Consider the following 26,314-nt stretch of genomic DNA (forward strand, 5'->3'; position numbering starts at 1 on the left):
TATCTGAGAGCTTTTTCTTTTTCAAGTTCAAAAACCAATTTTGAGTTTTGCACGTGTCATGTTTAAAGGAGTAGGATTAAAAATTGAAGTATCGTCATCTGGTAATAATGTTTTGTTGCCAATATCTAGGTTAATATTATTTTTGAGCTGAAAGTCTATGCCAAAACTTATTCCTGAAGTAGGAAAAAGCGGATCCATAGGTATCCTTGTATTTTCATAAATGCTACTAAAAGGATTTGAAATATATTGCCCAGAAATATATAGCAGGCTTTTTGAGGATAACTGGGCATTTAATTTAGCACCATAAGAGTATTTTAATAAACGATCGGCAGTCATAAAATCATAGTGTTCTAAAATTCCTACGAATACTTCAAGTTTTAAAAAATTTTGCTTCATAAATTCAAAATTATTTTTAAAATGCTTGTACTTCCCAACTCCATAGATCCGATCAGACAATTTGCTTTGGCTCAATCTAAGCGATGTTTCTTCTTTAAAAAAATTTTCTTGCTGTCCATATAAGCAAGGGAAACTCATTAAAAACAATACTATTAAAGAATATTTCAAACTTAATATTTTTAAACATATGAAAATAACGTTATGGTCTAAAAAATAGTATAAATAGCCGAATAATATTTATTGGTGTCGACAAAAAGAAATATAATATTCAGAGGTTTGTTTAGAAAGAGTAAGAATCTTTTAATTCCACTTCCACAAGCTTATTAATGATATATTGAAAACAGGAGTAGTGCTCAAATCAGTAGCATAATTAATATTCAGGATATAAATAATTCTGTGGCAGTTGATCTGTTAATCCTAATAGAAGTATAGGCACGAAAATATATAATTACTGCTTTAGTGGTTAGATATATAACATCCACGTAAAATTTACTTTTAATTTTAAGTTAACAGTGTTTTACTCCAATGTTAGCTTTGATTTAATCTATGTTAACCTTTTTAAATTTTTAAACAAAAAAACGAAATGTAATAATGTCCAACTTATTAGTGATGTGTTATTTTTTGGTGATTTAAATTTTTGATATAATAATTTTTAGTAATTATTTTTAGTGAAAATTCATCAATTTCTTTATTAAAACGTTTTTGCACTAATTAAACTATACATAATCTTCATTTAAAACAGCTTCTTTTCTTTCTTCATTAATTTGCATCGTGTTAATGATAACTTAAAAATCTTATGTGATTTTCATCCAAAGCAAACTCTAAAAAACACTAAACCGCAGAAGCTACCAACAACTGCGGTTATTAAAATTAAGCATTGTGCAACCAATTACTTAACTAAATGTATTTTAAAATTACACAATTAAAATCGAAAAAGGTATTATTTGGACTTTCAGTTTTACTTTTTTCGCAAGCTACTGAAGCTACTTCTTTAAGTATGCCTTCAAGAGACTTTACGATTACCAATAAATCCATTCAGCGCTCAATTAGTGGTGTGGTCACTGACGATCAGGGTGTGCCACTTCCTGGAGCAACCGTAATGGTTAAAGGTACCAGCAATGGGGTAACCACTAATTTTGATGGGGAATATACAATCGAAGTTCAGGAAGGAGATATTCTTCAGATATCTTTTGTAGGCTTTAAAACTTTCGAAAAAAGAGTAACCGGACAAACCAATTATGATATCCAGTTAGAAACAGATAGCGCTTCTTTAGACGAGGTTCTTGTCGTTGGATATGGTACTCAAAAAAAATCAGATTTAACCGGCGCTGTAAGTTCTGTAGGTGAAGAAGAATTCAATAAAGGTATCAATACGAACCCCGGTAATTTATTACAGGGTAAGGTTTCCGGATTAAATGTCACTAATGCCAGTGGTGAACCAGGCTCAGGTCAGGATATTGTGATTAGAGGTGTAGGGACACTTCGTTCCGGTACTTCTCCATTATATGTTATTGATGGTTTTGTACTGGATAATTCCTCTACGGGAATGCCTACAAATCCATTAAATTTTATTAATACGGAAGATATTGAATCGATTAACGTATTGAAAGATGCTTCAGCTGCAGCAATTTATGGTTCTCGTGCGGCAAATGGTGTGGTAGTAATCACCACTAAAAAAGGAAAGGCAGGAAGAACACAAATGAATGTATCTGCTTCTACCGCTATTTCTTCTATTGCCAATAAAATAGATGTATTTTCTGCAGATGAATTTAGAAGAGTAGTTCAGGAAATCGGAGGAAGTTTAAGTGATAATGGTGCTGATACCGATTGGCAGGATGAACTTACCAGAACCGCCATTACCAATGATGTCAATTTTTCGATGAGCGGGGGAACTTCTCAAACTTCTTATTTCGCATCCTTAGGTGCCAGAGATCAGGAAGGGATATTAAATAATAGTAATTTAAAACGTTATTCGGGTAGAGTAAATGTCACCCAAAAAGGATTAAATGATCGTTTAAAGGTAGATTTAAACTTATCTGCTACCAGAACCGAAAATGAACGCCCGGATATCCAGACTATGGTGAGTAATATGTTGTCATTAAACCCAACAACACCTGCGTATACTGATTGGGAGCCCACAATTTTCGGTACAGGAATCAATCCGTTGATTATCGAAGATATATATGGGGATTATGCTTTCAATAATAGAATGATTGCGAATATTTCTCCTTCTCTAGAGATCATTGATGGCTTAACTTACAAATTAAACTTAGGGGTGGATTATTCCAAAACAGATAGAGATGAACAATTAATACCATACTCTGCAGATCCGGATTATGCAGAGGGCTCTATAAGATCTTCGTTTACTACTAATCGAAATACCTTAGTTGAAAATACTTTAAATTATGAAACAGCTTTTGGGGATCATGATTTAGGTCTTTTAGCAGGACATTCTTATCAGAAGTTCTACGTTCATAATAAAAGCTTCTATTTTACAAATTTTCCTGATAATGGTATCGAGCCTAGATATCAACTTGGAGAAGCAAGAGGAGAAGATAATACTCAATCTTCAGATGCTGTCCAAAATGAGTTACAGTCTTTCTTTGGAAGGGTAAATTACGAGTATGCCGACAAATATTTGGTAACGGCAACAGTACGTTCTGATGGTTCTACCAAATTTGGTAAAAATAATGAGTATGCCGTATTTCCATCTTTCGCCTTAGGTTGGAATATCTACAAAGAAGATTTTATGGATGATTCAGTTTTCAGCAACTTAAAGCTAAGAGCAAGTTGGGGAAAATCAGGTAACCAGGAAATTCCTTCTAAGCAAACCAATTTGAGTTACGGCGAAAGTTTCCAGGACAATGATATTTACCCCATAAATGGAAACGAAACGACCAGAGAAGATTATCCTTATGGTTTAGTTTTCGCACGTACCGCAAATCCAGACCTACAATGGGAAGAAACTGCACAAACAAATATCGGGATCGATTTTGGACTTTTTGATCAAAAATTAACAGGAACAGTAGATTATTTCCTAAAGGAAACCACAGATGTTTTGCTTTATTTCTCTACGCAGGATCCTATCGATGAGGTTGGATATACCTGGCAAAATATTCCTAATATGAAAATTGAAAATTCAGGATTAGAATTTTCTTTAGATTACCAGAGCGATCAAACAAAAGATTTCTCTTATAATATAGGAGGGAATTTCTCTTATATCAAAAACGAAATTACCGATTCTCCATTTACGATTGTAACTACCGGTACTGCACAAGGCTCGGGGCAAACAGGCGCAACCATTAATGGGTATATGAACAATCAACCAATTGGTAACTTTTTTGTAAGACAGTTTGAAGGTATTGGCCCAGACGGCTTAAACCAGTTTAAAGATATTAATGGTGATGGTCAGATCGATGATAGTGATCGTGTATCTTCAGGAAGTGCCGTTCCAGATTTTCTTTATGCTTTCTACACGAAATTTAATTATAAAAATTTCTATTTAGGTTTAAATTTTAATGGTGTTAGCGGTAACAAAATTTATAACCATACCAGAATGAGTTTGTTTAATATGACGCAAATTTCAAACTCCCTTAATACAACAGATCAGGCGATCCAATTTCGTAATGAGGACGCCACAAACAGTAATACGGTGTCTACAAGGTATCTTGAAGATGGTAGCTTTTTACGTCTAAATAATGCTACTTTGGCTTACGATTTAGATCCAACTGCAGTTGGGCTGGGAGATTGGATAAAGAACTTCAGATTATCGGTAACCGGGCAGAACTTATTCGTAATTACCGATTATAGCGGATTTGATCCCGAATTAAATACAGGAAGTAGTAGTGATTCAAAATCTTATGGTATCGATTATTACACCTATCCTAAAGCCAGAACGGTTGTTTTTGGTTTAAATGTATCCTTTTAATTTTAAAAGTAGTAAAAAATGAAACATAGAATTCTAACTGTATTTGCAGGACTTAGCGTATTGGCATTTACAAATTGTACAGATTTAGAAGAAGAAATATTAGACGAATCATTAACAGGATCTGAAGACCTCGTACAACCAGTTTCGGGTTCGATGGCCGCAGCCTACGGAATTCTTCCACAAACCTTTAGACATACCCGTTATTTTGGTTTACAGGAAATCCCGTCAGACGAAGCAATTTTACCTCCCAGAACAGGTTTAGGCGGTACACAATGGGCAGATAACGATACCTATACCACAGCACACAGGCATCTAATGTCTTCAAGCAATAGTCTGGTAACCGAATCCTGGAGCTATTTAACTACTGCATTATTTAGAACGGTGGCTGCAATAGATGTAATAACTCCTCTTGCTGAAACCGGTGACGCTGAGGCGGTACAAGCTTTAGCTGAAATGAGAGCTTTAAGGGCCTATGAAAACTTGTTATTTTTAGATAGTTGGGGACTGGCTTTTAAAAAAGAAACAACTTCTGAAACCTCTGAAATTTTAAGGGGAGAAGAAGCAGTGGCTTATATCGAATCTGAATTTTTAACCGCACTTGCGAATATCAATAATGAACATGGTCCCGGTAGGATGACTGAAGATGCGATTTACGGATTTTTAGCGAAACTTTATCTAAATGCCGCGGTGTATAGAGATCCTTATGGAACGCCTAATTTTACTGATGCTGATATGCAAAAAGTGGTAGAATACACCGATAATATTATTAATAATGGCGGGTATTCATTATCCTCAGAATATTTTGATCTTTTTAATGATGAAAATCATGATAATTCAGAGTTAATTTTTGCTTTGGATTTACGCGGTGTTCTTAATAATGATCATAACCGTTGGGCATATTGGTCCATGTCTGGTTCGCTTTTTCCAAGACCTGGTGATTTTTACTTAAGTATGGATGGGACCGATGGTCCTGCAATGACCTCAGATTTTTATCAAACCTGGGTTGATGCTTATGGTAATGAGGATCCTGCAGATGCAGATGCAAGATTCTACAAAAAAAATGCGCAAGTACCAGCTGAGCTGGAAGATATTTCGGGATTAACACCTTATAAAAACGATACTTTAGGAAAGCTAAGTGATAAAGACCATTATTTTATAGCAGGAGCTGACTTTGAAATCGACCGCGGAATTATTCGTGGAACGATGTGGGCACCTAGAAAGCAAAATTTCAGATCGGGTAGTTTTATGACAGGAACCGATGCTAATGGAAATTCGGGTTATAGAATTTATCCTCTGGCTGAAGCTCGTGAAAATGGATCTGATCCTGAGGATATTACTTATTACGTCGATCATACTTTAAATATAAGCCTGGATGGTAGTGCTGGTTATGCAAGTGGTTATCGTTTTGCTAAATGGCAGTTTAGTAAAACTTCAGACGATGGTAACAACTACAGTAGTGTAGACCTTATATTATTACGTTTGGCCGATGTGTATTTAATGAGAGCTGAAGCGAAATTAAGAATGGGTAATAATGCTGGTGCTCTACAAGATGTAAATACGGTAAGAACTTCTCGTGATGCAAGGCCAGATCAAACTCCGGCTGCATTATCATCGATAGATCTTGAAACTTTATATAGAGAATTAGGGTTCGAATTCTATTGGGAAATGCACCGTCGTCAGGATCAAATTAGATTTGGAACGTATGAAGATTCGTGGACTTCAAAGTCAGATAGTGACCCACAACACAGACTTTTTCCAATTCCGCAGGAAGCGATCGATGGAGCTTCTAATGTAGAAGGCTACTTGGTACAGAATCCGGGATATTAATTTGAATGTAGTTTAATTTCTAAGCGGTAGGAGATGTAAGATCTTCTGCCGCTATTTTTATAAAAACAGTATGGAAAATTTAAAAAAGATTATCGCATTATCTGTAATTTCAGTAACAATGAGCTGCGGAAAAACTTCCGAAGAAAAGCAAAATAATACAACTGAAGTTACCGAAAAAGAACCGCTGAATATCATCTTTATGGTTGGGGACGGGATGGGAATTCCGCAAGTTTCCAGTGCTTTTTATTTTGGTGAACATACGCCCAATTTTAAGCAATTTGAAAGTATAGGTCTTAGCCGTACTTCTAGTACCAGTCATTTAATTACAGATTCTGCCGCCGGAGCTACGGCTTTTTCTACCGGAGAGAAAACCTATAAAAGAGCAATCGGAGTTTCCTCAGATACGATTGCGCTGCCAACCATTTTAGAGCAATTAAAAGAAAAAGGCTATCAAACAGGACTAATTAGTTTAACCTCTATTACCCATGCCACTCCCGCTGCTTATTATGCGCATGTAGAAGATCGCGATATGCACGAAGAAATTGCAAAACAACTGGTAGAAGCTGAGGTTGACTTTTTTGCCGGTGGTGGTAAAAAGTATTTTCAAAATAGGGAAGATGGGCTACATCTTTACGATAGCTTAAAGGCGAAAAATTATAAATTAGATACTTTAGAATTAAGTAAACCAGACACTGCACGTCGTAATGCATATTTATTAGCAGAGGAAGGTTTGCCCTCTAAAACCGAAGGTCGTGGAGATTTTCTTGCTGAAGCTGCCATAAATGGATTTAATTATTTTGAAGCCAATAAGAAACCATTTTTTATGATGATTGAAGGTTCTTATATTGATTGGGGTGGTCACGCCAAAGATGATGAGATGATGATTCAGGAAGTTCTGGATTTCGATAAAACCATTGGTGTGGTCCTCGATTTTGTAAAAAAACACCCAAACACATTGTTGGTCGTTACTGCAGATCATGAAACCGGAGGTGTTAGCATTGGTAAAGCCTATGACGAAAGTGGGAAAGAAATTCCGCAGCAGGTACAGGTATATTTTAATACCGATCAGCATAGTACAGAGCTGGTTCCTGTTTTTGCAAAAGGTCAGGGCGAAGAATTGTTTAGAGGCATTTACGAAAACAACGAAATTTATCACAAATTAATGCAGGCTATCAATGAAAATTAATTTTTATAGAACAATACAGGTTGTTTTAACCACTATTTTTTTCTGTGGAAACCTATTGGCGCAAAGCAATTATAAATTTCATTCGCATAATGATTATGCTCAGGATTTCCCATTTTGGAAGGCCTATATTCATGGTGCATCTTCAATAGAAGCCGACATTTTTCTAAAAAATGATGAATTATATGTTACGCATTCTGAAGATGAAATTCAAGCTGATTTTACACTGGAAAATCTTTATCTAAAACCATTAGCTGATTTGGCTAAAGCAGGGAAGCTTAGAAACCTCCAGTTGTTGATCGATTTAAAATCTGAATCGAAAACGAGTCTTAAAAAGCTGGTAGAAGTTTTAAATTCATATCCTGAATTAACCCAAAGTGATAAGATTTCTTTTGTCATTTCTGGGAATAGGCCAAGGCCCAATGAATATAAAGACTATCCCGGTTTTATCGAATTTGATCATCAGGACTTGTCGGATTTAGAGAAAACCGATTTAACTAAGGTCGCATTGATTAGTCAGAATTTTAGAGATTATTCGGTTTGGAATGGATTGGGAAGGATCACAGCACCAGAACTTAAAAAAGTGGAAACAGCAATTAAAAAGGCTCATGATGCCGGCAAGCCTTTTCGTTTTTGGGGAGCACCAGATACCAAGACAGCCTGGAGCCGATTTGCAGAAATGGGTGTGGATTTTATCAATACCGATAAACCGGACGAAGCTTCAAAGTATTTGGAAACTTTGCAAACCCGAAAATTTGAGTTGAAAACGCCAATTTCAGTATACCAACCAAAATTTGACTATGATAAAAGTACCAGTCCAAAAAATATTATTTTAATGATTGGTGATGGTAATGGTTTGAGTCAGATTTCTTCCGCAGTATTCGCAAATCGAGGTGAATTAACGCTTACGCAATTAAAAAATATTGGTTTGGTAAAAACCTCTAGTTTCGACGATCTGGTAACCGATTCTGCCGCCGGAGGGACGGCGATGGCAACGGGAACGAAGACAAATAATCGAGCTATAGGGACCGATAAAGATGGGAAAGATTTATCAAATCTAACCGAGATTCTTGCTAAAAAAGGTTTTTTAAACGGAATTATGACCACCGATTTTGTAACCGGAGCTACGCCTTCGTCATTTTTCGCACATGTAGTGGAACGTGATGATAGCGAGAGCATTTTAGAAGATTTAAATAAAAGCAAAATCGACTTTTTTATGGCAGCCGGAGCTAGAGATTTTGAAAAAATCAAGGATAATTTTATTCAAGAAGATTTTTCAGACTTTAATGATCTGGAAAATCGAACTGCCGTTTTTCTTTCTGAGAATATGCTAGCTGATGCATCGGTTCGTGGCGATCAATTTCCAAAGTATGTGAAGAAAGCACTTCAGAATTTAGAACGTCAGGATAAACCATATTTTTTGATGATCGAAGCAGCCAAAATTGATAAAAATGGGCATACCAATAATGCGAGCGGAATCATAGAGGAGATGCTGGACTTCGATAAAACCATTGCTGAAGTGCTAAAAGTCGCCGATAAGAATAAAAATACCCTGGTGGTAATTACGGCAGATCATGAAACCTCTGGATTTGGAATTATGCAGGGCGATCTTGAAAAAGGAAAAATAGAAGGCGGATTTTTAACCCATGATCATACCGGTGCTATGATTCCATTATTTTCCTATGGCCCAGGATCTGAATTGTTTAATGGCGTTTACGAAAATACAGCGGTTTTTCATAGAATTTTGAAAGCATTAGAGTAGAGTTTAGGTCGCTTCGCTGTTAGAAGTTAGAAGTCAGACTTGAGACTGCTTCGCTTTTAGATATTAGAATTTAAACATGCGAAATTATGATAAATGTTGAATGCTGAATTTTGAATGTTTAAAGGTATGTCATCTCGACCTTGCGGAGAGATCTCTTTTGAACTTATGATGAATCTTCAATTTGAGTGATTTTGACGTAGCGTTAGCGGAATTAAAATTGTATCGAGAACTATTGAATTTCAGATTGCTAATTAGAATTTAAAAAGACTTCTCGATACAACAAATTTCTCCGTTCCACTCCAAAATTTGCCACTCGAAGTGACACTTTATGTAAATAAATTGATAATTGTTTATTGATTCTTGCTCTCGCCCACTGCGACTGCCCACTGTCTATTGATAATTGTTTACTGTTTATTGTTTATTGAAAAGACTTCTCCTGTTTCAAGATCAATTCTGAAATGATTTGCGGGGAGACCATTTAAAAACTTATCGAAAATGCCTAAAAACTGACTCAGTTTTTGGGCATTTTTGTTTTGGGATTTTGATAATTGATGTTGTTTTTTAGCTTCGATAATCTTTTTATAATCCGATAACCGTTGTGAGGGAATATCCTGAAAAGCTAGTTTATCAGCATTTCTAATTTTATAAAAATCTAAAATCATATCCCGACCTTTCCATTCTGAAAATTCAGTTTCAGTTTGAGGGTTTTCGGCAACAATTTTATATAAATCACTAGCAGTGAGTCCCGATACATATGCTTCAAATTCTGGATCCCAATCATTTGGCAGGAATCTTAAGTCTACTAGGTTTTCAAGATGATATTGAGTAAAATCATGATAATTTTTACTGTTCAGAATATCGATATTCCAGGTTTTAAGATTCGATTTTTTTAGATAATCATGTTCTGTTTTATAAAGAGGAAACAATTCGTCAAACCTGGGAACTTCTTTGATAGCAACGGTTTCTACTTCTGCGGTGTTTTTGTCTAACTTCAGGATTTTATAACCGGGAATATAGGCGGCCAAAGAAGGCGTTTGGATATTTACCAGAAAATGGCCGTTTTTGTAATCTCGTTTTCCGGTATCATTAATATGCATGTGTCCAGCAAAATGCAATTTTATTCCGGCCTCGATTAGGATTTTGGCGATACGTTCTTCAGGAACCCGTTCTAATTGCCATTTCTTCTCTCCAAGGAAAATTTTAAGCTGTGGAGAGGCATCATCATTAAAATCTACAGCAGGATAATGACTAAAAGCAATCAGTTTTTTATTTAATTTTTGGGCATTTTGAGCAACTTTTTTTATCCAACTAAACAGATGCTTTTTATGATCGACCGTTTGATTATAGCCAATGCTTGCACTGCCAAAACCTCCATTTTTACGGGGTAAATATGAGTTTCCATCAATAGCCAAAAGCCACAAACCTTTTACGGGTTCTACTAAATACGAGGCATCGGGTATTTCTAGGCTGTCATTTATAGCATAGGTTCTATTTGCCAGTGTAGCTTCTTTTTCGGCTTTTCTGAAAGAATAATCCTGGTAACTATACGATGAAAATGGTGTTTCCCAGTAGCTGTATTTTTGTTTTGGGAAGAACCCAAATTCACTTAAACTATGCAGTATAAACTTATAGCCTGCTTTTTCTAGTTTAGGCTCTAAAAGCACATCACTTCGCTCTTCTAGCGGTAATGATAAAACATTACTGAAAATGGCTTGTTCTTTCCCATTTTTGCCTAAAAAATCAGGTTTACCGCCCGAAGTGTTATAGGGGGCAACAGGGTCATGATTGCCGGTGGTAATAAAAAATGAAATCCCGTATTGCTGTTCGTAGTTTTTTAGAATTTTTGCAAGGCCTTCTATATTTAGCGGTTGGCCGTCGTCGGTATAATCACCGGGAAATGCCACCAGTTTAATTCCGCGTTGCGCAATATCATCGAGCACAGCCTTTAGCACAAAGTAATTTTCATTAAATAAGCGTGTAGAATGTAATTGGGCCTGCATGGTCCTTATTTTAGCTTTTTGAGATTGCCCGGGCACCGGTAGCCCCTCAAAATTTTCATAATCGGCATAGATATCCAGTAAATGAATATCTGCCACAAAAGCTATTGTATGCGTATTGTTTTGTGCGATCATCAGGTTGCACATTAAAATCAATAGTAGCGAAATTCGCTTCATTTTAATTCAATTTTGATGCGAGTATACAACCAAAAGCCGAACATTCTATTACCTGAAAGTTAATTTGTGATGTATTAATAAACCTCTGTATTTTCTTCGATAAGACTTTCATAAAACTCAATATATTCAGCAATCATATTGTCGATATTACAGTGTTCTTCAGCATATTTTCTACAGGTTTTGCGATCAAATTTATCTATATTTTTTAGGGCATCGGCCATCGCATTGGTATCTATGGGATCACAAATCTGCCCCACCTTTTCGGTTAAAATTTCTGAAGCTACACCTTTATCCCAGCTCAAAACGGGCGTTCCTGAAGCCAGACTTTCAGAAATTGCCAATGCCGAAGGTTCGTCCCAAACACTGGTAAATAATAAAGCAGATGCATTACGTAACAATCGGTTTATTTGAGAACGGTCTTGCTCACCTACGTAAGAAACCAGCGGATTTTTTAACAGGGGTGCCACAAACCGTTCAAAATATTCGTTATTCTTACCACGGCCCGCAAGGATAATAGGCTTATTGGCTTTGATGGCAACTTCTATTGCAAGATGAGGAGCTTTTTCTTTGCACATAGAACCGTACCACATGCAATACTCGTTATCGGTTTCAAAATTGGGTTGCCAGTCGTTCAAGTCTATCGCGTTACGAATTACTTTTGGAAAGTTTAAAAACCGGGAATATTGATCTCTTAAGGATTCACTTACCACTATAAATTCCTGATTGGATTGTTTTTTGATATAATCTAAAGCAAATTTTATTTCAGGAAAAGCCATGGTATGTAAGGTGGTTACAAATCGTGTTTTTAGCCGATTTCCTAATATTATGGGCAGATAATGTAATGAGTGGTTATGAACGATATCGTATTCGTTACGTTCCAAATCCTGAAAAATTTCAGCATAAATAATTGAGTTCTTTATTGCTGTAGGATTATAATTTTCAGAATAGATACAGGAGAATGGATTGCCTTCTGAAAAGTGGTCGTCTAAATTATGTAGGTTATCACATTCAGATCCAGACTTGGCATAAACATCTACCTGAATCCCCTGTTCAGATAATTTCTGCACGATTTTATGGGTTACCATGGCAAGACCACCTGCATACGGTTTTTTTAGTGCATGGCGATGATCGGCAATAATAGCGATTTTCATAATTGGTAGGTTTTAATAATTATTAGTTGCTGCAATATTTATTGTAATGTTATAGTGATATCGCTTAGTTTATGGTTGGTAAACTTTATTTTTTTGATATCCCGAGGATTAGGCACGCTTAACAAATCAGTCATATTGGCCAGTTATATATAAGTACTACTTGGCAGATAGTTCTAAATCTCAATACTTAGATGAAATTTATTTCTTTAATTTAATTAAATTTAATGGAACATTCTCTGTACAAGTTGTAAAAAATAAAAAGTGAGAATGTGCTTTATTCGTAAGAGATTGGTAACTATTGATTTTTTTAATAAAGAATTAACAGTTTATTCGGAGCCTAAAAAGAAATATTTTAGAGCATCTAGAAAAAAATGATGTTTTTTAGTGCGTTTTTAAAAACCCATAATAACAATGAATACGTATCATTTAAGGTTGAATGATGTCGACGATTTTGTGCCGCAGTTTGCAGAGAAGCTGGGGATAGGATTTAAGAGTAATTTAGGAGAGTTTACGGTAAATATTCCTTCAGATATAGGAAGTGGAAAAGTAGCTTGTGTAAATTTTCCCAATGGTATTGGCTTATACACATTTAATTTTACATTTCACGACGATACCTGTCTAAGGATTTATCATCCCAGTGTAAATCCTATACGTTTTATCTATTGTGTAGAAGGAACGCTAAACGCATATTTTAAAGATGAGAAAAGTTGTGAGCTTAAAAACCATCAACACCTCATTGCGGCAACAACAGCAAATGGAACCCAGTGTTTTCAGTTTAATGCCGGGGAGAAAGTAAGGATTTGCTATTTAGAAGTTAACCGTAGAAAATTTCAAAGCTATCTTTCATTTGAACTTCATGAGATTGAAGAAAATTATTTTAGACTTTTCGCAGATATCGATGCAGAGAACGAGATCTTTCAAACAGGTAGTTATGGGCTAAGAACGATGGATACCATTCGCGAAATTGAAGATTGCGGTGTAGAAGGTTTTCCCCGAATTAATTACCTGGGAGGTAAATCTTTAGAGGTGTTGTCACACATGTTGCTGCAGTTTAGGGAAGGCCCAGAAATGCATGAGCCCAAATTAAAAAAACGTGATTTAAGGGCAATAGAAAGAGCGGTTACTCATATTAATCAAAACATAGCTAATACCGGTACCGTACAGGAACTAGCCAAAGTGAGCGGTATAAATGTGAATAAACTACAGGATGGCTTTCAGGAAGTATATGGTAAAACGGTGAATGCTTATATTAGGGATGTACGTTTAACCCATGCCATGAATATGCTCCTAAGCGGGGAGAAAGGAGTTGGGGAAGTGGTGTATGAATTGGGCTTATCCAGCCGAAGTTATTTCTCGAAAATATTTAAACGTCGATACGGCGTTTTACCTAAAGATGTTTTAAACAATAAGAATTTAACCGAAGCTTCGGAATAACTAAAATTCTTTAAAATCTTTTATCGGTTATTTATTTGAAATTCTTCTTTGTAAATTGGTCGTAAAATTGAGAAGCTATGGAAAAGCAAATTTTGGTGCCTACCAATTTTTCAAAACATGCATGGAATGCTTTAGTGTTTGGTTTAAAATTATATAAAAGCATTTCATGTAATTTTATTTTGTTGAATGTTTACGACGATGGTCGTGGCATTAGTGATCGCATTCCAGGGATCAAACCAGAGGAGGATATCGATGCTAAAAAAACCTCCAAAGAAGGCCTGGATAGAATAATGCAGGGTTTAAGTTTTAGAAAAGAGAATCAAAATCACGAATTTGAAACTTTATCTTTAGAAGGAGATCTTGAAGAGGTGGTACAGGAAATTGTAAATACCAGATCTATCGATCTTATCCTATTAGGCACTGAAGGAGCAAATGTAAATATTCATAGTTCTTACAAGTCGAAATTATCTAAACTGGCTGATGTTTTACAAAATTGCGCCATGTTGTTTATTCCAGAGGATTTTGAGCTTACCGATCAATCAGTCAACGAAATTGTATTTCCTTCCACCCTAAGATTTCCTTTTCAGGAAAAAGAACTGGATCCTTTAAAAGATCTGGCTTCAAATTCGGCTTCTCCCATCAGAGTGCTGTATATCGATAGTGATGGTAAAGGATTAAGCGAAGAGCAGGAGCGTTTAAAGGAAAATCTTGAGGAGCATTTTTCAGCAATAAAAAATACGTTTCACCGGCTTACCAAAACCACGGCTTCAACTGGTATTCATTTATTTATAGAAAGCAGACAAAGTACGATGCTGGCGTTATACAAAAGAAAACAGGGATTTTTCTCCAAACTTTTTTTGCAGTCTAAAGGTGATGGAATTGAATTTGACCCCAGTGTCCCTGTTTTGCTGTTAAAAGAACTAGATTAGTTACCAGCTTCTTAAGCTATAACCTGCATCCCAAAATTGATATTCCAAATGGGAAGCACTTACAAAAGCTTCGGTCATTTTCGTGCGTATTTGTGGAGTGGTGTTGATGGCATGATCATCACAAATCGAAATTGCTTTTTGTACCGCTTCGCCAAATTCTTCCCCGGCATAAGTATCAATCCAGGCCTGATAAGGATTATTTCCAGATTTTTGGTTTCTGTAAATATAGTCACCAACTTCTTTATAAATCCAAAAACAAGGAAGAACCGCAGCCATAGCAACTTCGAGATTCTCTAGTGCAGCCATACTTTTTAAAAAATGAATATAATGGTGACATGCCGGTTGAATAATGGCCTTTTCTGAAATACCAAATTCTTTAAAATAAGATTCGTGTAAGGCATTTTCAACAATAATAGCATTTTCTGCAAATTGAAGAAAAGCCAGTGTATTTTCAGTATCGTAAGCGCGTGCCGCAATTAGAGCTAATGCTCTCCCAAAATTTTCCAGATAAGCCGAATCCTGACTCATATAAAACTGAAATTTTTCTAATGCCAAATCACCGTCCATTAATTCGGTTATAAAAGGCATTTCAATAATTCGATTATAAATTGGCCGTATAGTTTGCCAGGTTTCTTTACTCCAACTCATTTTTTATTAATTTTAGTGGGTTAAAAAAGTGATTTAAAGGGCCATTTCCTTTTCCGGTTTTTACATTTTTTCCGTGATAGATAGCACTATGTGCAAATTCCTGTCCCAGTTTTACCGCTTCAATTAGGTTTTTACCTGTGGCTAGATAAGCAGCAATTGCAGAGGATAAGGTGCATCCAGAACCATGAGTGTTATTGGTGTTGAACTTCTCGAATTCATAATCGTAAACTTTCCCATCTGGTGTAAAGTAAAGCGAGGTTATTTTATCGCTCCTTAGATGTCCGCCTTTCATCAAAACAGATTTGCAGCCAAGATTCATTATTTTCTCACCTGCTTTTTTCATATCAGCCAAATTTTCGACTTTCATTTTAGCTAACACCGCAGCTTCATCCATGTTGGGAGTGATTACATCGGCTAATGGAAATAACTTTTCAATAATTGTTTCAATCGTTTGGTCTTCAATTAATTTATGCCCGCTTGTCGCAACCATTACCGGATCAAAAACCAAAGGTGTTTTTGGATATTTTTGTAGTGCCGAAACAATGCTTTCAACTAGTTCTGGCGTATGTACCATTCCTATTTTTACGGCATTAGGGAATATATCTTCAAAAATGCTGTCAATTTGTTCAGACACCGCCTGGTAAGGGATGGGGAAAATATTTTTTACTCCGGTCGTATTCTGGACGGGAAGTGCTGTTAAAACAGAAGTGGCATAACAGCCCAAAGCCGAAAAAGTTTTAATATCGGCCTGTATTCCGGCACCGCCACTACCATCAAAACCTGCGATGGTTAAAGCTGAAGCATACTTATATGTTTTCATTCCGATGTTTATGAATTTGAGTTTTAATATTTTTAGCTGTTTTTTCAGGGTATTTTGAAGCGCAAATCGCTGAAACTACGGCAATACAGTCGGCACCTGCTTTTATAATTTCACCGGCGTTACCGGCATCCATACGACCAATGGCAATTAGCGGTTTGGTGGTTAATGTGCGTATTTTTTTGATCCCTTCAATGCCCCATTCAGTTACCGTATCGGTTTTGGTGGCGGTGCTGTAAACTGGACTAATTCCCAGGTGATTGGCCACTTCCGTTTGCTCGTTTTTAAGTTGCTCCAAATATTCTATAGAGTAACCAATTGCTTTATGCTTATCCCATTGCTGCTTAATTTGGGTGGGAGGAATATCATTATTACCTACATGTATTCCAAAAGCATCTACCGCTTTTGCCACCTCAAGATTATCATTGATGATAAGCGGAATTTTATATTGATCCGTTAGTTGTTTAAGCGCTTCGGCTTTTTTTATAAATACCGAAGTACTTAAATTTTTCTCGCGTAGTTGTATAATGTCTACGCCGCCCTCAATAGCCATTTTAGCAACCTGAAGCAGCGGATAATGAACACAGCTTTCTTCTGCAATAACCAGATATAATTGATAGGGAAAATCTGGATGCATTATTCGCCTATTTTAAGATGAGAACGAAATTCCTCTTCGGTAATATTATATAATTTATCGAGTAAAGTTAGTTGCAGACTTCCCGGTCCTGAGGAACTTTTAGCAGCAATTTCACCACAAACACCTATTAAGGCCATAGCCGCCACAGTGGCTTCAAATTTATTTTCTAGTATTGCGGCAAAAGCAGCGGTAAGCGCCGAAGCCGAGCAACCCATACCGGTAACTTTAGCCATAAGAGCATTACCATTTTTAAGAGAAAGCTTTTGGTCCTTACCAATAATAATGTCGGTTTCACCCGAAATACAAATTACAGCACCAAACTCTTTCTGTAAAGAAGTAGCTGCTTCTATAGCTTCATCACTTTCGGCAGTACTATCTACACCTTTGGTAGCGATATTAGTAGCTTTGGCTAAAGCCATAATTTCAGAAGCATTGGCTCTGATAATCGTAGGTTTCAATTCCAGCAATTTAGCTATGATTTCATTGCGATAGGATGTTGCTCCTGCACCAACAGGATCTAAAACCCAGGGTTTGCTCAGTTCATTAGCTTTTTTAGCAGCATTGATCATACTTGTACTCCAGTATTCATCTAAAGTTCCGATATTAACCACAAGAGCCTGACAAATGTTTACCATATCTTCAATTTCAGACTGGGCATGGGCCATTATAGGAGAAGCACCTGCTGCCAATAAGGCATTAGCGGTATTATTCATCACCACATAATTGGTGATATTGTGAATTAAAGGGACTGATGTTTTTAAGCGCTGAATATGTGGCCACAGAATATTTTCCATATTAATTTAGTTTTTTGGCTTTGGAAAAATATTCAAATAAAAAGTATAGGAGTATGCACCCACAAAACTTTTCCCTACGACGGTCTAAACCGCATCAGGTTCAAAGGGACTCTCTCAATTCTTTTCAGAATACCCCCAAAGCGATATAAAAGTAATTTAAATTTTAGGGCTGATGAAATTTTTAAGGAAATAATGCCATTACCCCTCAAATTTTATTGATTATTGTTTCTCATTGAAACATTAATTATTGTATATTTAGCAAAAATTGAATCAAAATATTAAGAATGACGGAGTATTATTTAGCTATTCTTTAGATACTGTTAAATAGTCTCTGGTATTAATTTAGACAAGTAATGACAGGTTTAAAGAATTTATGTAAGGCAGGAGTGTTTTTTATAGTACTCACTTCATTTTCAATGTTTGGACAGCGCCAGTTTGGTGGAGCGACTTTGTACACGGTAAGAGATGAAATGGCTACAGCACCAGAAGAAACGATAGATGAGGTTTCTGAAATTGGTTATTTATATATCGAAGCTGCCGGATATAGCGATGGGAAGTTCTATGGAATGACTCCTAAAGAATTTAAAAAATTACTTTCTAAATACCATACAAAACCATTAAGTAGTCATCAGGGTGGGGTGACTATGGAAAATGTGGATCAAATGATTAAAGATGTAAAAAAGGCCGGCTTCAAATATTTTGTGATCCCAGTGCCACCCATGGGTAGATTTACTTTTGATCCTGAAACCCAAACTATGGGAATGGATGATGATCTGGATTTTTTAGTAGAAACTTTTAATACCATAGGTGAGAAATGTAAAAAAGCTGGATTAGCGCTTTTGTATCATAATCATGATTTTGAGTTTAAGGAAAATGAGAACGGGATTGTACCTATAGAATACTTCCTGGAAAATACAGATCCCGAATTGGTGAATTTTCAAATGGATTTGTTTTGGGTAACCAAAGCAGGTGCAGATCCTGTGACATATTTTAAAAAGTATCCTGGGCGCTTTAAATTATGGCATGTAAAGGATATGGATGAAGAAGGCAAATTTGCTCCGGTAGGAGAGGGAACTATAGATTTTGATAGAATCCTGAAAGAAAGAAAAGCATCCGGAATGAAATATTATATCGTTGAGCAGGATATGACTTTTGACCTGAAACCGCTTGAAGCTATTAAAATTAGTCACGATAACCTTAAAGATTTCGGTTTTGATAAAGTGAAATACAAAAAATAAACTTACGAAATATAAGCTTTTAACGTCTTCCAAGTTGTAATGGAAAACCCTCTAAAGTTTTGGCTAAAGAGGGTTTTTATGTATAAATAACTTTAAAACTTAAAATGCTTTCTTAAGCAAGGCATTTTTTACAGAGATCATTTTCAAAATCAAAAAATGTATAGCATATTTTTTTAATGCCATCGTAAACTTCACAAATGGTATTTTCAACAAATTTGTTGAGGTTTTTTAATTCAGCATTTACTTCAGCATCCAATAAAGCATCGGTGAGCAATACATAAGTATTACTTGCAACCGAATTTTTTAGTAAATGATGTGCTTCAATGACTGTTTGTCCATAAAGCTTTTCGAATTTACCAATATTATATTGCGCCAGGGCGCCATAATGCGCTATTAGTTTTAAGGAAAGATCAATATTTAGCTCAAATTCTTCTTCTAAAAAATTCACTTCCTGATTAAAAACCTCTTTCATTAAACAAAACTGGTGAAGAATATCTTTCGCCGATATTCTTTTTCCATATTTGAAAAACAATACCGCGTCACCTTCAATTTCTGAAATCTGAAGGTCTAATACATTACTCTTTATAATGGCATTGAGTAATTTAGATATAACCAGTTTGCCGGTAGCGACATCTGTAGTCTCTACAAATCGACTAAAACCACTAATATCGGGTATAATAATGGTACCTTCAACTACTTTGGATTCATATATATTTTGATTGATAAGGAAGGGAAGCTGTCTGGTAGTTGTTCTATTCATAGCAATTTTTATTAGATGATTATACCAGATAATCGTAACAAGAGCGATGTATCCAAGTAGCGTAATTTTAAGTTTTAGTCTTATTTAAAACCTTTTACTTACGCTGTTTTTTAATTTCTTTTTTAAAAATATGTATATTTGGTATACAAAAGTTAGTAATAAACTAAATGTAAGTGATATACAATTTGTTAGTCTTACAAGGATGAAAGAATTATTAGAAAAAAAAGCTTGTGAAAGTAAATTAGGGGCTATCGATGATGCGCTGTACGCCATAGGTGGAAAGTGGAAGCTTAAAATAATCATCGCCCTTAAAGAAGGAAATAAACGTTTCAACGAGCTGCAACGCGCTTTGGATATTTCGGCAAGAATGTTATCCAGGGAATTAAAAGACCTGGAACTTAATGGTTTTGTAGAACGCAAAGTCTATACCGATACTCCTGTAATTATAGAATACGAACTTACCGATTATAGTAATTCTTTATCTGATATTTTAGAAGCTTTAAGTTCCTGGGGTATTAAACATCGTAAAAAATTAATAGAAGAGCGATCTTAAAATTTTAGAAGCGACTTCGTAGCATGAAGCCTTTATTGGCACCGCCAAAGGGTTTAATACCCCGAGGCTTGCCTCGGAATTGAAATCTTGTATTTATCGAATGCCCCGTGGGCTTGCCCCGAGGTAGTTTACTAAACAAAAATTTTCATTTCCGGAAATCCCAACCCTGATAGCTATCAAAACTGGAGCATAGCATTTAATCCCGATTCACGGATAAAAAATACAATTTTAGAAAATAAAGTATATGGCTAAACGTTATAATTAGGACGAATCTTTTAAAAGAGATTTTCGTTATTTCGATAAAACTGCATTACACCTAACCTAATGCAATTTAAAAGCCTTTCTTAACGGAGAGGCTTTTTTTATTGGCGCCGCCAAAAAGGTATAATATTCCAAGTCTTGCTTTGAAATTCTAAAAGGTTAATCCTGTACATATTTGATGGGCGGACCCGTGGTTCTTAATTTAAAAAACACCTGGACATTCACTTATGGATATTGTTCTCGTTTTCAATATATTTCTTTTTTTATAATTAAGATTTTTTTCTATTTTTAACCCAATCCGAAAATTAGTTATCTAAATATGTATTATTTAAATTTTTTTACATCCAAAAAGCTAAATCGATTTATGTCGTTAGGGCTTTGTAGTGCGTTAGCTTTAAACTTCAGCTGTAAAAATTCAACTGAAAATGTCGAAAATCAGGAAGATGAACGTCCGAACATTGTGGTGATTATGGCTGACGATCTTGGCTTTTCAGATCTTGGTAGTTATGGTGGTGAGATTAATACGCCAAGTTTAGATCGTTTAGCAGAAAACGGACTTCGTTTTAACTCTTTTTATAATACATCACGCTGTTGCCCAAGTAGGGCGGCTTTGTTAACGGGACAATATCCACACCAGGCCGGGATCGGTAGAATGACAATGGATATGGGGAAACCCGGTTATCGTGGCACCTTAGATTCTAATACCGTTACGATTGCTGAAGCTTTAAAACAAGCCGGTTATCAAACCGCTATGACGGGAAAATGGCATGTTTCCGAAACCAATGCCTTAAATAACGAAGCGCAGTTAAAATGGCTTAGTCATCAGGAAGAACATGGGGCGTTTTCAGATACACTTAGTTATCCTACCTCAAGAGGTTTTGATAAATATTATGGAAATATTTGGGGGGTGGTAGATTATTTCGATCCGTTTAGTTTAGTGAACGGAACAGCGCAGGTTAAAGATGTTCCAGAAGATTTTTATTATACAGATGCCATTGGCGATACAGCTGTTGCGTATATAGAGGATTTTGTACAGAAAAAGGATCCATTCTTTCTGTATGTTGCTCATTGTGCACCACACTGGCCGCTTATGGCCCCAGAAGAAGAAATAGCCAAATATAAAGATACCTTCACTAAAGGTTGGCGTCAAACCCGTGAAGATCGATATAAAAGACTGGTAGAGAAAGGTATCTTAAAGGGAGATATCGCCAAATTATCAGAATTTATGTTTAAGGATCTTAACTGGGAAGAAAATCCAAACGAAAAATGGGACAGCCAGGCGATGGCGGTACATGCAGCAATGGTAGATCGTATGGATCAAAACATTGGTAAACTTATTGATAAATTAGAAGAAACAGGCGAGCTTGAAAATACGGTGATCTTCTTTATGTCTGATAACGGAGCAAGTTCAGAGCGACCTTCGCAGTACGGTCCCGGTTTTGATCGTGCCGGTCAAACCAGGGATGGTAGAGCAGTAGCATTTCCGGTAGATAAAAGTGAAGAAGCTCTACCAGGATCGCAGGTGGTACATGCGGGTATTGGTCCACAATGGGCAAATACGGCAAACACACCTTTTAGATATTGGAAAGCCAGAGTGTATGAAGGCGGAATAACTTCTCCGTTTATTGTGCACTGGCCCAAAGGAATTAAAGAGAGAGGTACTGTAAAATCTCAAACTGCTCATATTATCGATATGATGCCTACGATTTTAGATCTTGCCAGGGTGGATTATCCTGAAAAATATAAGGGAAGAAATATTACGCCTACTGAAGGAAAATCAATGCTCCCCGTAATTACAGGTGCTTCTGAGGAGGATGTGAATGATGTTCTTTTTTGGGAACATTTTGGATCCAGAGCGCTTAGAAAAGGGGATTGGAAAGCCGTAAAACTTGATGGGAATGCTGACTGGGAACTATATAATCTAGCGGAAGATCGTACAGAGCTTAATGATCTTGCCGAAACTCATCCTGATAAGTTGGAAGAATTAAAAACAGAATGGGATAAACTCGCACAAAAAACTGATGTTTTCCCTATGCCCTAGCTACATATTTGTATAGTTTTGATAATAGTTAATTTTTAGGAAACCTTGCTTTGCGAGGTTTCCTTTAATTTTATCCCCAATTTCGAAAAATTTAAATGACCCTAATTATGAAAAGAATGATTGCTGCAATTGCTGTAGCACTATGTGTGGCCTGCCAGCCTAAATCTCAAGAAAAAACATCGAAATCGGCCAATATTACGGATAAGGTAAATGTTTTTTTAGGATCTTCTGGTGATCATGGCCAAATGTCCCCATCAGCATCAACCCCTTTTAATATGATGAGCATCGGTCCACATACCAATCCACATAACCATACCGGTTACGAGCATTACGCTAAAGAGTTTGATGGTTTTACCCATACACATTTAGAAGGTGTGGGGTGTACTGGTAGTGGCGGTAATATCCTTATTAAACCCATTTTAAACGATAATAAGGAAACCGAATTACGCAAAGTAACAGAGCATGCAAAACCTGGGTTTTATGAAGTAAGTTTTGAAAATGGGATCGATGCTGCGATGAGTGTAACACACAATTTTGGGATCCATCAGTATAACTTTAATGGTGAAAAAGGTGGATTGTTTATTGATCTCTCATTTGCGCTTTCCAATAGATTTGTTTCAGAAGAACACGAAATTAAGGATAATAAAATAAGCGGGGTTATAGCTACCAAAACAACCTGTCACGCTGGTACCTATCGTTTTTATTATGAAATTCAGCTAAAAAATATGGCTGAGATAGCTCAAATTTCAGATCATGAGATAATGGCAAAAGCAGAAGATAATTCTAAAGAAGTAAAGGTGTTAATAGGCTTTTCTTCGGTTTCTAAAGAATATGCTTCTCAGAAAATTGAAAATATTTCTTATGAAAACCTAAAAAAAGAAGCCAGCGCAGCATGGGAAAAAGCTTTAAGCCGAATTAGTGTTGAAGGTGAAGAAGATCGGGAAGATCTTTTTTATTCATTATTATATCGCGGATTGCAATCTCCTTATATCGTTTCTGAGGAAGATGGAACATATCCTGCGATCGATGGTACTTTGCAAAAAACCGAAGGTACTATTTATAGTGGTTGGGCCATTTGGGATAATTACCGTGAGCAATTACCCATGCTTTCTATGGCTTATCCTGATCGTTATAGAGATATAGTAAAGTCCATAGAGAATTTATATGCCTTCGGAAAGAAGAATTGGGCAACAGATTACGAGCCTGCACCAACCGTTAGGACAGAGCATGCCATGGTGGTTTTACTGGATGCCTATAATAAGGGGTATGAAGTAGATATTAAAAGAATTAAAGATTCCCTGATTAAAGATGCTGAAAGTTTGGATTATAGAGCACCAGATAAGGCTTTAGAATCCTCTTATGATAATTGGGCCATGGCGCAGTTAATGAAGATTGATGGCGATACTACATTGTACAATAAATACATAACAAAATCACTAGATTATAAGGAATACTGGAACAAAGATTTTAAAGATATCACACGTAATGATGTAGATCGCATGCAGGCAAGAGGCTTATATCAGGGAACTATCTGGCAGTACCGCTGGTTTGTTCCTTTTGATTTGAACGGACTTAAACAGTTGGCCGGTGGGGAAGACCAGTTTTTGGAAGAATTGGATACTTTTTTCAGAAATCATAATTACAATCATGCAAATCAACCAGATTTGCAGGTTCCTGGAATGTATAATGCTACTAAAGAGCCATGGAAGTCTCAGGAATTGTATCGTAAAATATTGCTGGATACTATGGTACAGGCTTATTTCAATGATAATAGTAAAGGTATTGATCCTTATGTAGGCCGAATTTATCAGAATAAACCTAAAGCCTACCTAAGAACAATGGATGATGATGCAGGCACCATGTCTTCCTGGTTTGTTATGCGAAGTTTAGGGCTTTCCCCTGCCAATATAGGAGATCCTGTTTATTACCTAACCGCACCTATATTCAAAGAAATAAGTATAAATTATCCTAAAGGTAAAGCGTTTAAAATAAGTGTGACTAACTATAATAAAGATCATTATTACGTGGAAAGTGCGACATTAAATGGAAAACCTTTAAACCGAAACTGGCTAACACAGCAGGAAATTTTAGAAGGGGGGGAGCTGGTGATCAAAACATCAGATACCCCGAATAAAGAATGGGGTGTTAAGGAAGCTTGGGTTTCCTCAATAAGACAGTATCTATAATCTAAAAACGAAAAGCCTGATTATTTTATCAGGCTTTTTTTATGAATTTATCTTAAAGTATTCCTCAAATTTTTTATTTGTGTTTTGTTTTTTGGCAATTTTATTTAATTTAAGCCTCGAAATTGACTTTTAAGGTCTTTGCTACAATATCCTGGCAGAATACTTGTTATTAAGCAGAATACTTGTTATTAATAAGTCCCAAAAAGTGCGATGATGTTGCTAGAAATGCTAAATTATAGATATCAAGAACATACGTCTGTAATCAGATTGGCGATGGATCATTGCCATAGTTTACTAAATAATAGTAGGTGTGGTAAATTACCATATCATAATATACAGCATACCTTTGAGGTATATCAGTACGTACAGCGAATTGCAGATTACGAGAACCTAACTCCGCATGAAAAGGAAATAGTTGTTTTAGCCTCTCTTTTTCACGATACCGGAAATAGCAATACCTATAAAGGACATGAAAAAGTTAGTGCAGAAAATGCCTTTAGGTTTTTATCGAATATTGGTTACCCTCAGGATGATATAGAAAAAGTATGTTCCTGTATTGAGGCAACGCAAATGCCGCAAGCACCAAAAACTAAGCTTGAAGAAATTGTTTGTGATGCAGATTTGGCGCATTTAGGGACTAATGGTTTCAGGACAAAAAATAAATTACTAAGGTCAGAGTGGTTTAAGTGTCTTAATAAAAATTATACCGATAAAGAATGGTTAGAGAATAATATATGTTTTCTAGAATCTCATACCTACTTTACCAGGTATGGCCAAGATATCTTATTTCCTAAGAAACAAAAAAACCTACAGTTACTTAAACAGGCTTATCACAGACTTTTAGCAAAAGAATAGCTTATATTTTTCGAAAATCGAAGTTAAGTCGGTTGCTTTTTTTAATTTAGAAGCTTAATTCTTCATCCCCATGTTAGAAAAATTAAAAGAAGCCTATCATTTTATTTTTGAAGACGAACTTTTAAACGAAATTCACAAATCTGGACAGCTTAAAGAATTTAAAGCTGGCGAGATTATTATAGATTTTGGAGATTATGTAAAATCTATGCCGTTACTTTTAGAAGGTGCGATAAAAGTATTACGAGAAGATAGTGAAGGGGATGAATTACTACTTTATTTTCTGGAACGAGGAGATACCTGTGCCATGACCTTAAATTGTTGCATGGGGACGACAAAAAGTGAAATTAGAGCAGTCGCAGAGAGGGACACTCGTTTAATTATGATCCCCATCGAAAAAATGGAGGAGTGGACGGCGCAGTATAAAAGCTGGAGAAATTTTGTTTTTGAAAGTTATCATACGCGTTTAACCGAAATGTTGGATACCATCGATACGATTGCATTTTTGAACATGGACGAGCGCATAATGAAATATCTTCAGGATAAAGCAAAAATTAATCAGGATGAGTTTGTAAGCAGCACACACCAGCAAATCGCCTATGATTTGCATACCTCCAGGGTTGTGGTTTCCAGAATTCTTAAAAAGCTTGAAATCGAAGGAAAGATAAAATTGAACCGCAACCAGGTTGAAGTTTTAAATTTGTGATCAACTAAATTTAGTAGAAGAAAGCTTGTGTAACGAA

Annotated in this window: 20 protein-coding genes and 1 riboswitch; of the genes, 12 read left to right on the forward strand and 8 right to left on the reverse strand. The window is 36.0% G+C overall.

All coding sequences use genetic code 11. The annotated features are described in order from the left end of the window. Nucleotides 1-27 precede the first annotated feature (27 nt). A complete protein-coding gene (locus ZPR_RS09300; RefSeq protein ID WP_148211696.1) occupies nucleotides 28-564 on the reverse strand; it encodes a hypothetical protein in 537 nt (178 codons plus the stop codon). Between the two features lie 733 nt (nucleotides 565-1,297). Here ZPR_RS09300 and ZPR_RS09305 point away from each other — a divergent pair. From ZPR_RS09305 to ZPR_RS09320, 4 genes are all read left to right on the forward strand, one after another. Then, a complete protein-coding gene (locus tag ZPR_RS09305) occupies nucleotides 1,298-4,324 on the forward strand; it encodes a SusC/RagA family TonB-linked outer membrane protein (RefSeq protein ID WP_013071391.1) in 3,027 nt (1,008 codons plus the stop codon). A gap of 18 nt (nucleotides 4,325-4,342) precedes the next feature. Further along, a complete protein-coding gene (locus tag ZPR_RS09310; protein WP_013071392.1) occupies nucleotides 4,343-6,151 on the forward strand; it encodes a RagB/SusD family nutrient uptake outer membrane protein in 1,809 nt (602 codons plus the stop codon). A gap of 70 nt (nucleotides 6,152-6,221) precedes the next feature. Beyond that, entirely contained in the window at nucleotides 6,222-7,337 is a 1,116-nt protein-coding gene (locus ZPR_RS09315) for an alkaline phosphatase (RefSeq protein ID WP_013071393.1), read from the forward strand. Next, nucleotides 7,327-9,096, forward strand: coding sequence for an alkaline phosphatase (locus ZPR_RS09320; protein WP_083759755.1), 1,770 nt, complete (start codon nucleotides 7,327-7,329; stop codon nucleotides 9,094-9,096). Before ZPR_RS09315 ends, ZPR_RS09320 begins: the two co-directional genes overlap by 11 nt. Before the next feature lie 404 nt (nucleotides 9,097-9,500). Here ZPR_RS09320 and ZPR_RS09325 read toward each other — a convergent pair whose 3' ends face one another. Together ZPR_RS09325 and ZPR_RS09330 are read right to left on the reverse strand one after the other, a co-directional pair. Then, complete coding sequence (locus ZPR_RS09325) at nucleotides 9,501-11,270, reverse strand: metallophosphoesterase family protein (RefSeq protein WP_041578811.1); 1,770 nt, start codon at nucleotides 11,268-11,270, stop codon at nucleotides 9,501-9,503. 74 nt (nucleotides 11,271-11,344) lie between these two features. Then, on the reverse strand, nucleotides 11,345-12,421 hold the full coding sequence (locus tag ZPR_RS09330) for a glycosyltransferase (protein WP_013071396.1): 1,077 nt from the start codon (nucleotides 12,419-12,421) through the stop codon (nucleotides 11,345-11,347). Nucleotides 12,422-12,832: 411 nt separating this feature from the next. Between ZPR_RS09330 and ZPR_RS09335 the strand changes: the two genes are divergently transcribed. Both ZPR_RS09335 and ZPR_RS09340 read left to right on the forward strand, forming a co-directional pair. Continuing rightward, nucleotides 12,833-13,855, forward strand: coding sequence for a helix-turn-helix transcriptional regulator (locus ZPR_RS09335; RefSeq protein ID WP_013071399.1), 1,023 nt, complete (start codon nucleotides 12,833-12,835; stop codon nucleotides 13,853-13,855). 77 nt (nucleotides 13,856-13,932) lie between these two features. Next, nucleotides 13,933-14,784, forward strand: a complete 852-nt coding sequence (locus ZPR_RS09340; protein ID WP_013071400.1) for a universal stress protein — start codon at nucleotides 13,933-13,935, stop codon at nucleotides 14,782-14,784. On the opposite strand, the gene tenA is transcribed toward ZPR_RS09340, so the two are convergent. Genes tenA through thiM form a run of 4 tightly spaced genes read right to left on the reverse strand, consistent with a single transcriptional unit; the run spans nucleotide 14,785 to nucleotide 17,680 of the window. Next, on the reverse strand, nucleotides 14,785-15,432 hold the full coding sequence (tenA, locus tag ZPR_RS09345) for a thiaminase II (protein ID WP_013071401.1): 648 nt from the start codon (nucleotides 15,430-15,432) through the stop codon (nucleotides 14,785-14,787). Continuing rightward, a complete protein-coding gene (gene thiD / locus ZPR_RS09350) occupies nucleotides 15,419-16,252 on the reverse strand; it encodes a bifunctional hydroxymethylpyrimidine kinase/phosphomethylpyrimidine kinase (RefSeq protein ID WP_013071402.1) in 834 nt (277 codons plus the stop codon). Before thiD ends, tenA begins: the two co-directional genes overlap by 14 nt. After that, entirely contained in the window at nucleotides 16,239-16,886 is a 648-nt protein-coding gene (gene thiE / locus ZPR_RS09355) for a thiamine phosphate synthase (protein WP_013071403.1), read from the reverse strand. The genes thiD and thiE overlap by 14 nt, the downstream gene beginning before the upstream one ends. Further along, nucleotides 16,886-17,680 carry a hydroxyethylthiazole kinase gene (gene thiM / locus ZPR_RS09360; RefSeq protein ID WP_013071404.1) on the reverse strand — a complete coding sequence of 265 codons (795 nt, stop codon included), beginning with the start codon at nucleotides 17,678-17,680 and terminating at the stop codon, nucleotides 16,886-16,888. Before thiM ends, thiE begins: the two co-directional genes overlap by 1 nt. Nucleotides 17,681-17,734: 54 nt before the next feature. Then, nucleotides 17,735-17,827: riboswitch (TPP riboswitch) on the reverse strand. Nucleotides 17,828-18,033: 206 nt separating this feature from the next. On the opposite strand from thiM, the gene ZPR_RS09370 reads away from it, so the two are divergent. Continuing rightward, nucleotides 18,034-18,918 carry a sugar phosphate isomerase/epimerase family protein gene (locus ZPR_RS09370; RefSeq protein ID WP_013071405.1) on the forward strand — a complete coding sequence of 295 codons (885 nt, stop codon included), beginning with the start codon at nucleotides 18,034-18,036 and terminating at the stop codon, nucleotides 18,916-18,918. A 112-nt stretch (nucleotides 18,919-19,030) separates the two neighbouring features. Here ZPR_RS09370 and ZPR_RS09375 read toward each other — a convergent pair whose 3' ends face one another. After that, nucleotides 19,031-19,678 carry a DUF2652 domain-containing protein gene (locus ZPR_RS09375; RefSeq protein WP_013071406.1) on the reverse strand — a complete coding sequence of 216 codons (648 nt, stop codon included), beginning with the start codon at nucleotides 19,676-19,678 and terminating at the stop codon, nucleotides 19,031-19,033. 130 nt (nucleotides 19,679-19,808) lie between these two features. Here ZPR_RS09375 and ZPR_RS09380 point away from each other — a divergent pair, with 130 nt between their 5' ends. From ZPR_RS09380 to ZPR_RS09400, 5 genes are all read left to right on the forward strand, one after another. Further along, nucleotides 19,809-20,231, forward strand: a complete 423-nt coding sequence (locus ZPR_RS09380) for a winged helix-turn-helix transcriptional regulator (protein WP_233421385.1) — start codon at nucleotides 19,809-19,811, stop codon at nucleotides 20,229-20,231. 625 nt (nucleotides 20,232-20,856) lie between these two features. Further along, nucleotides 20,857-22,533, forward strand: coding sequence for an arylsulfatase (locus ZPR_RS09385; protein ID WP_013071408.1), 1,677 nt, complete (start codon nucleotides 20,857-20,859; stop codon nucleotides 22,531-22,533). 107 nt (nucleotides 22,534-22,640) lie between these two features. Further along, nucleotides 22,641-24,719: a glycoside hydrolase domain-containing protein gene (locus ZPR_RS09390; protein WP_041578814.1), complete on the forward strand. Its 2,079-nt coding sequence runs from the start codon at nucleotides 22,641-22,643 to the stop codon at nucleotides 24,717-24,719. A 225-nt stretch (nucleotides 24,720-24,944) separates the two neighbouring features. Next, entirely contained in the window at nucleotides 24,945-25,574 is a 630-nt protein-coding gene (locus ZPR_RS09395) for an HD domain-containing protein (RefSeq protein WP_187288271.1), read from the forward strand. A gap of 70 nt (nucleotides 25,575-25,644) precedes the next feature. Then, nucleotides 25,645-26,277, forward strand: coding sequence for a Crp/Fnr family transcriptional regulator (locus ZPR_RS09400; protein ID WP_013071411.1), 633 nt, complete (start codon nucleotides 25,645-25,647; stop codon nucleotides 26,275-26,277). Nucleotides 26,278-26,314: the final 37 nt, after the last annotated feature.

The sequence above is a fragment of the Zunongwangia profunda SM-A87 genome (assembly GCF_000023465.1).
Taxonomy (GTDB): domain Bacteria; phylum Bacteroidota; class Bacteroidia; order Flavobacteriales; family Flavobacteriaceae; genus Zunongwangia; species Zunongwangia profunda.

Bases quoted from the DNA above. Each gene is read 5' to 3' on its own strand.
- ZPR_RS09305 (WP_013071391.1), top strand. From the start codon at position 1,298: ATGTATTTTAAAATTACACAATTAAAATCGAAAAAGGTATTATTTGGA.
- ZPR_RS09310 (WP_013071392.1), top strand. From the start codon at position 4,343: ATGAAACATAGAATTCTAACTGTATTTGCAGGACTTAGCGTATTGGCA.
- ZPR_RS09315 (WP_013071393.1), top strand. From the start codon at position 6,222: ATGGAAAATTTAAAAAAGATTATCGCATTATCTGTAATTTCAGTAACA.
- ZPR_RS09320 (WP_083759755.1), top strand. From the start codon at position 7,327: ATGAAAATTAATTTTTATAGAACAATACAGGTTGTTTTAACCACTATT.
- ZPR_RS09325 (WP_041578811.1), bottom strand. From the start codon at position 11,270: ATGAAGCGAATTTCGCTACTATTGATTTTAATGTGCAACCTGATGATC.
- ZPR_RS09330 (WP_013071396.1), bottom strand. From the start codon at position 12,421: ATGAAAATCGCTATTATTGCCGATCATCGCCATGCACTAAAAAAACCG.
- ZPR_RS09335 (WP_013071399.1), top strand. From the start codon at position 12,833: ATGAATACGTATCATTTAAGGTTGAATGATGTCGACGATTTTGTGCCG.
- ZPR_RS09340 (WP_013071400.1), top strand. From the start codon at position 13,933: ATGGAAAAGCAAATTTTGGTGCCTACCAATTTTTCAAAACATGCATGG.
- tenA (WP_013071401.1), bottom strand. From the start codon at position 15,432: ATGAGTTGGAGTAAAGAAACCTGGCAAACTATACGGCCAATTTATAAT.
- thiD (WP_013071402.1), bottom strand. From the start codon at position 16,252: ATGAAAACATATAAGTATGCTTCAGCTTTAACCATCGCAGGTTTTGAT.
- thiE (WP_013071403.1), bottom strand. From the start codon at position 16,886: ATGCATCCAGATTTTCCCTATCAATTATATCTGGTTATTGCAGAAGAA.
- thiM (WP_013071404.1), bottom strand. From the start codon at position 17,680: ATGGAAAATATTCTGTGGCCACATATTCAGCGCTTAAAAACATCAGTC.
- ZPR_RS09370 (WP_013071405.1), top strand. From the start codon at position 18,034: ATGACAGGTTTAAAGAATTTATGTAAGGCAGGAGTGTTTTTTATAGTA.
- ZPR_RS09375 (WP_013071406.1), bottom strand. From the start codon at position 19,678: ATGAATAGAACAACTACCAGACAGCTTCCCTTCCTTATCAATCAAAAT.
- ZPR_RS09380 (WP_233421385.1), top strand. From the start codon at position 19,809: ATGTATATTTGGTATACAAAAGTTAGTAATAAACTAAATGTAAGTGAT.
- ZPR_RS09385 (WP_013071408.1), top strand. From the start codon at position 20,857: ATGTCGTTAGGGCTTTGTAGTGCGTTAGCTTTAAACTTCAGCTGTAAA.
- ZPR_RS09390 (WP_041578814.1), top strand. From the start codon at position 22,641: ATGAAAAGAATGATTGCTGCAATTGCTGTAGCACTATGTGTGGCCTGC.
- ZPR_RS09395 (WP_187288271.1), top strand. From the start codon at position 24,945: ATGCTAAATTATAGATATCAAGAACATACGTCTGTAATCAGATTGGCG.
- ZPR_RS09400 (WP_013071411.1), top strand. From the start codon at position 25,645: ATGTTAGAAAAATTAAAAGAAGCCTATCATTTTATTTTTGAAGACGAA.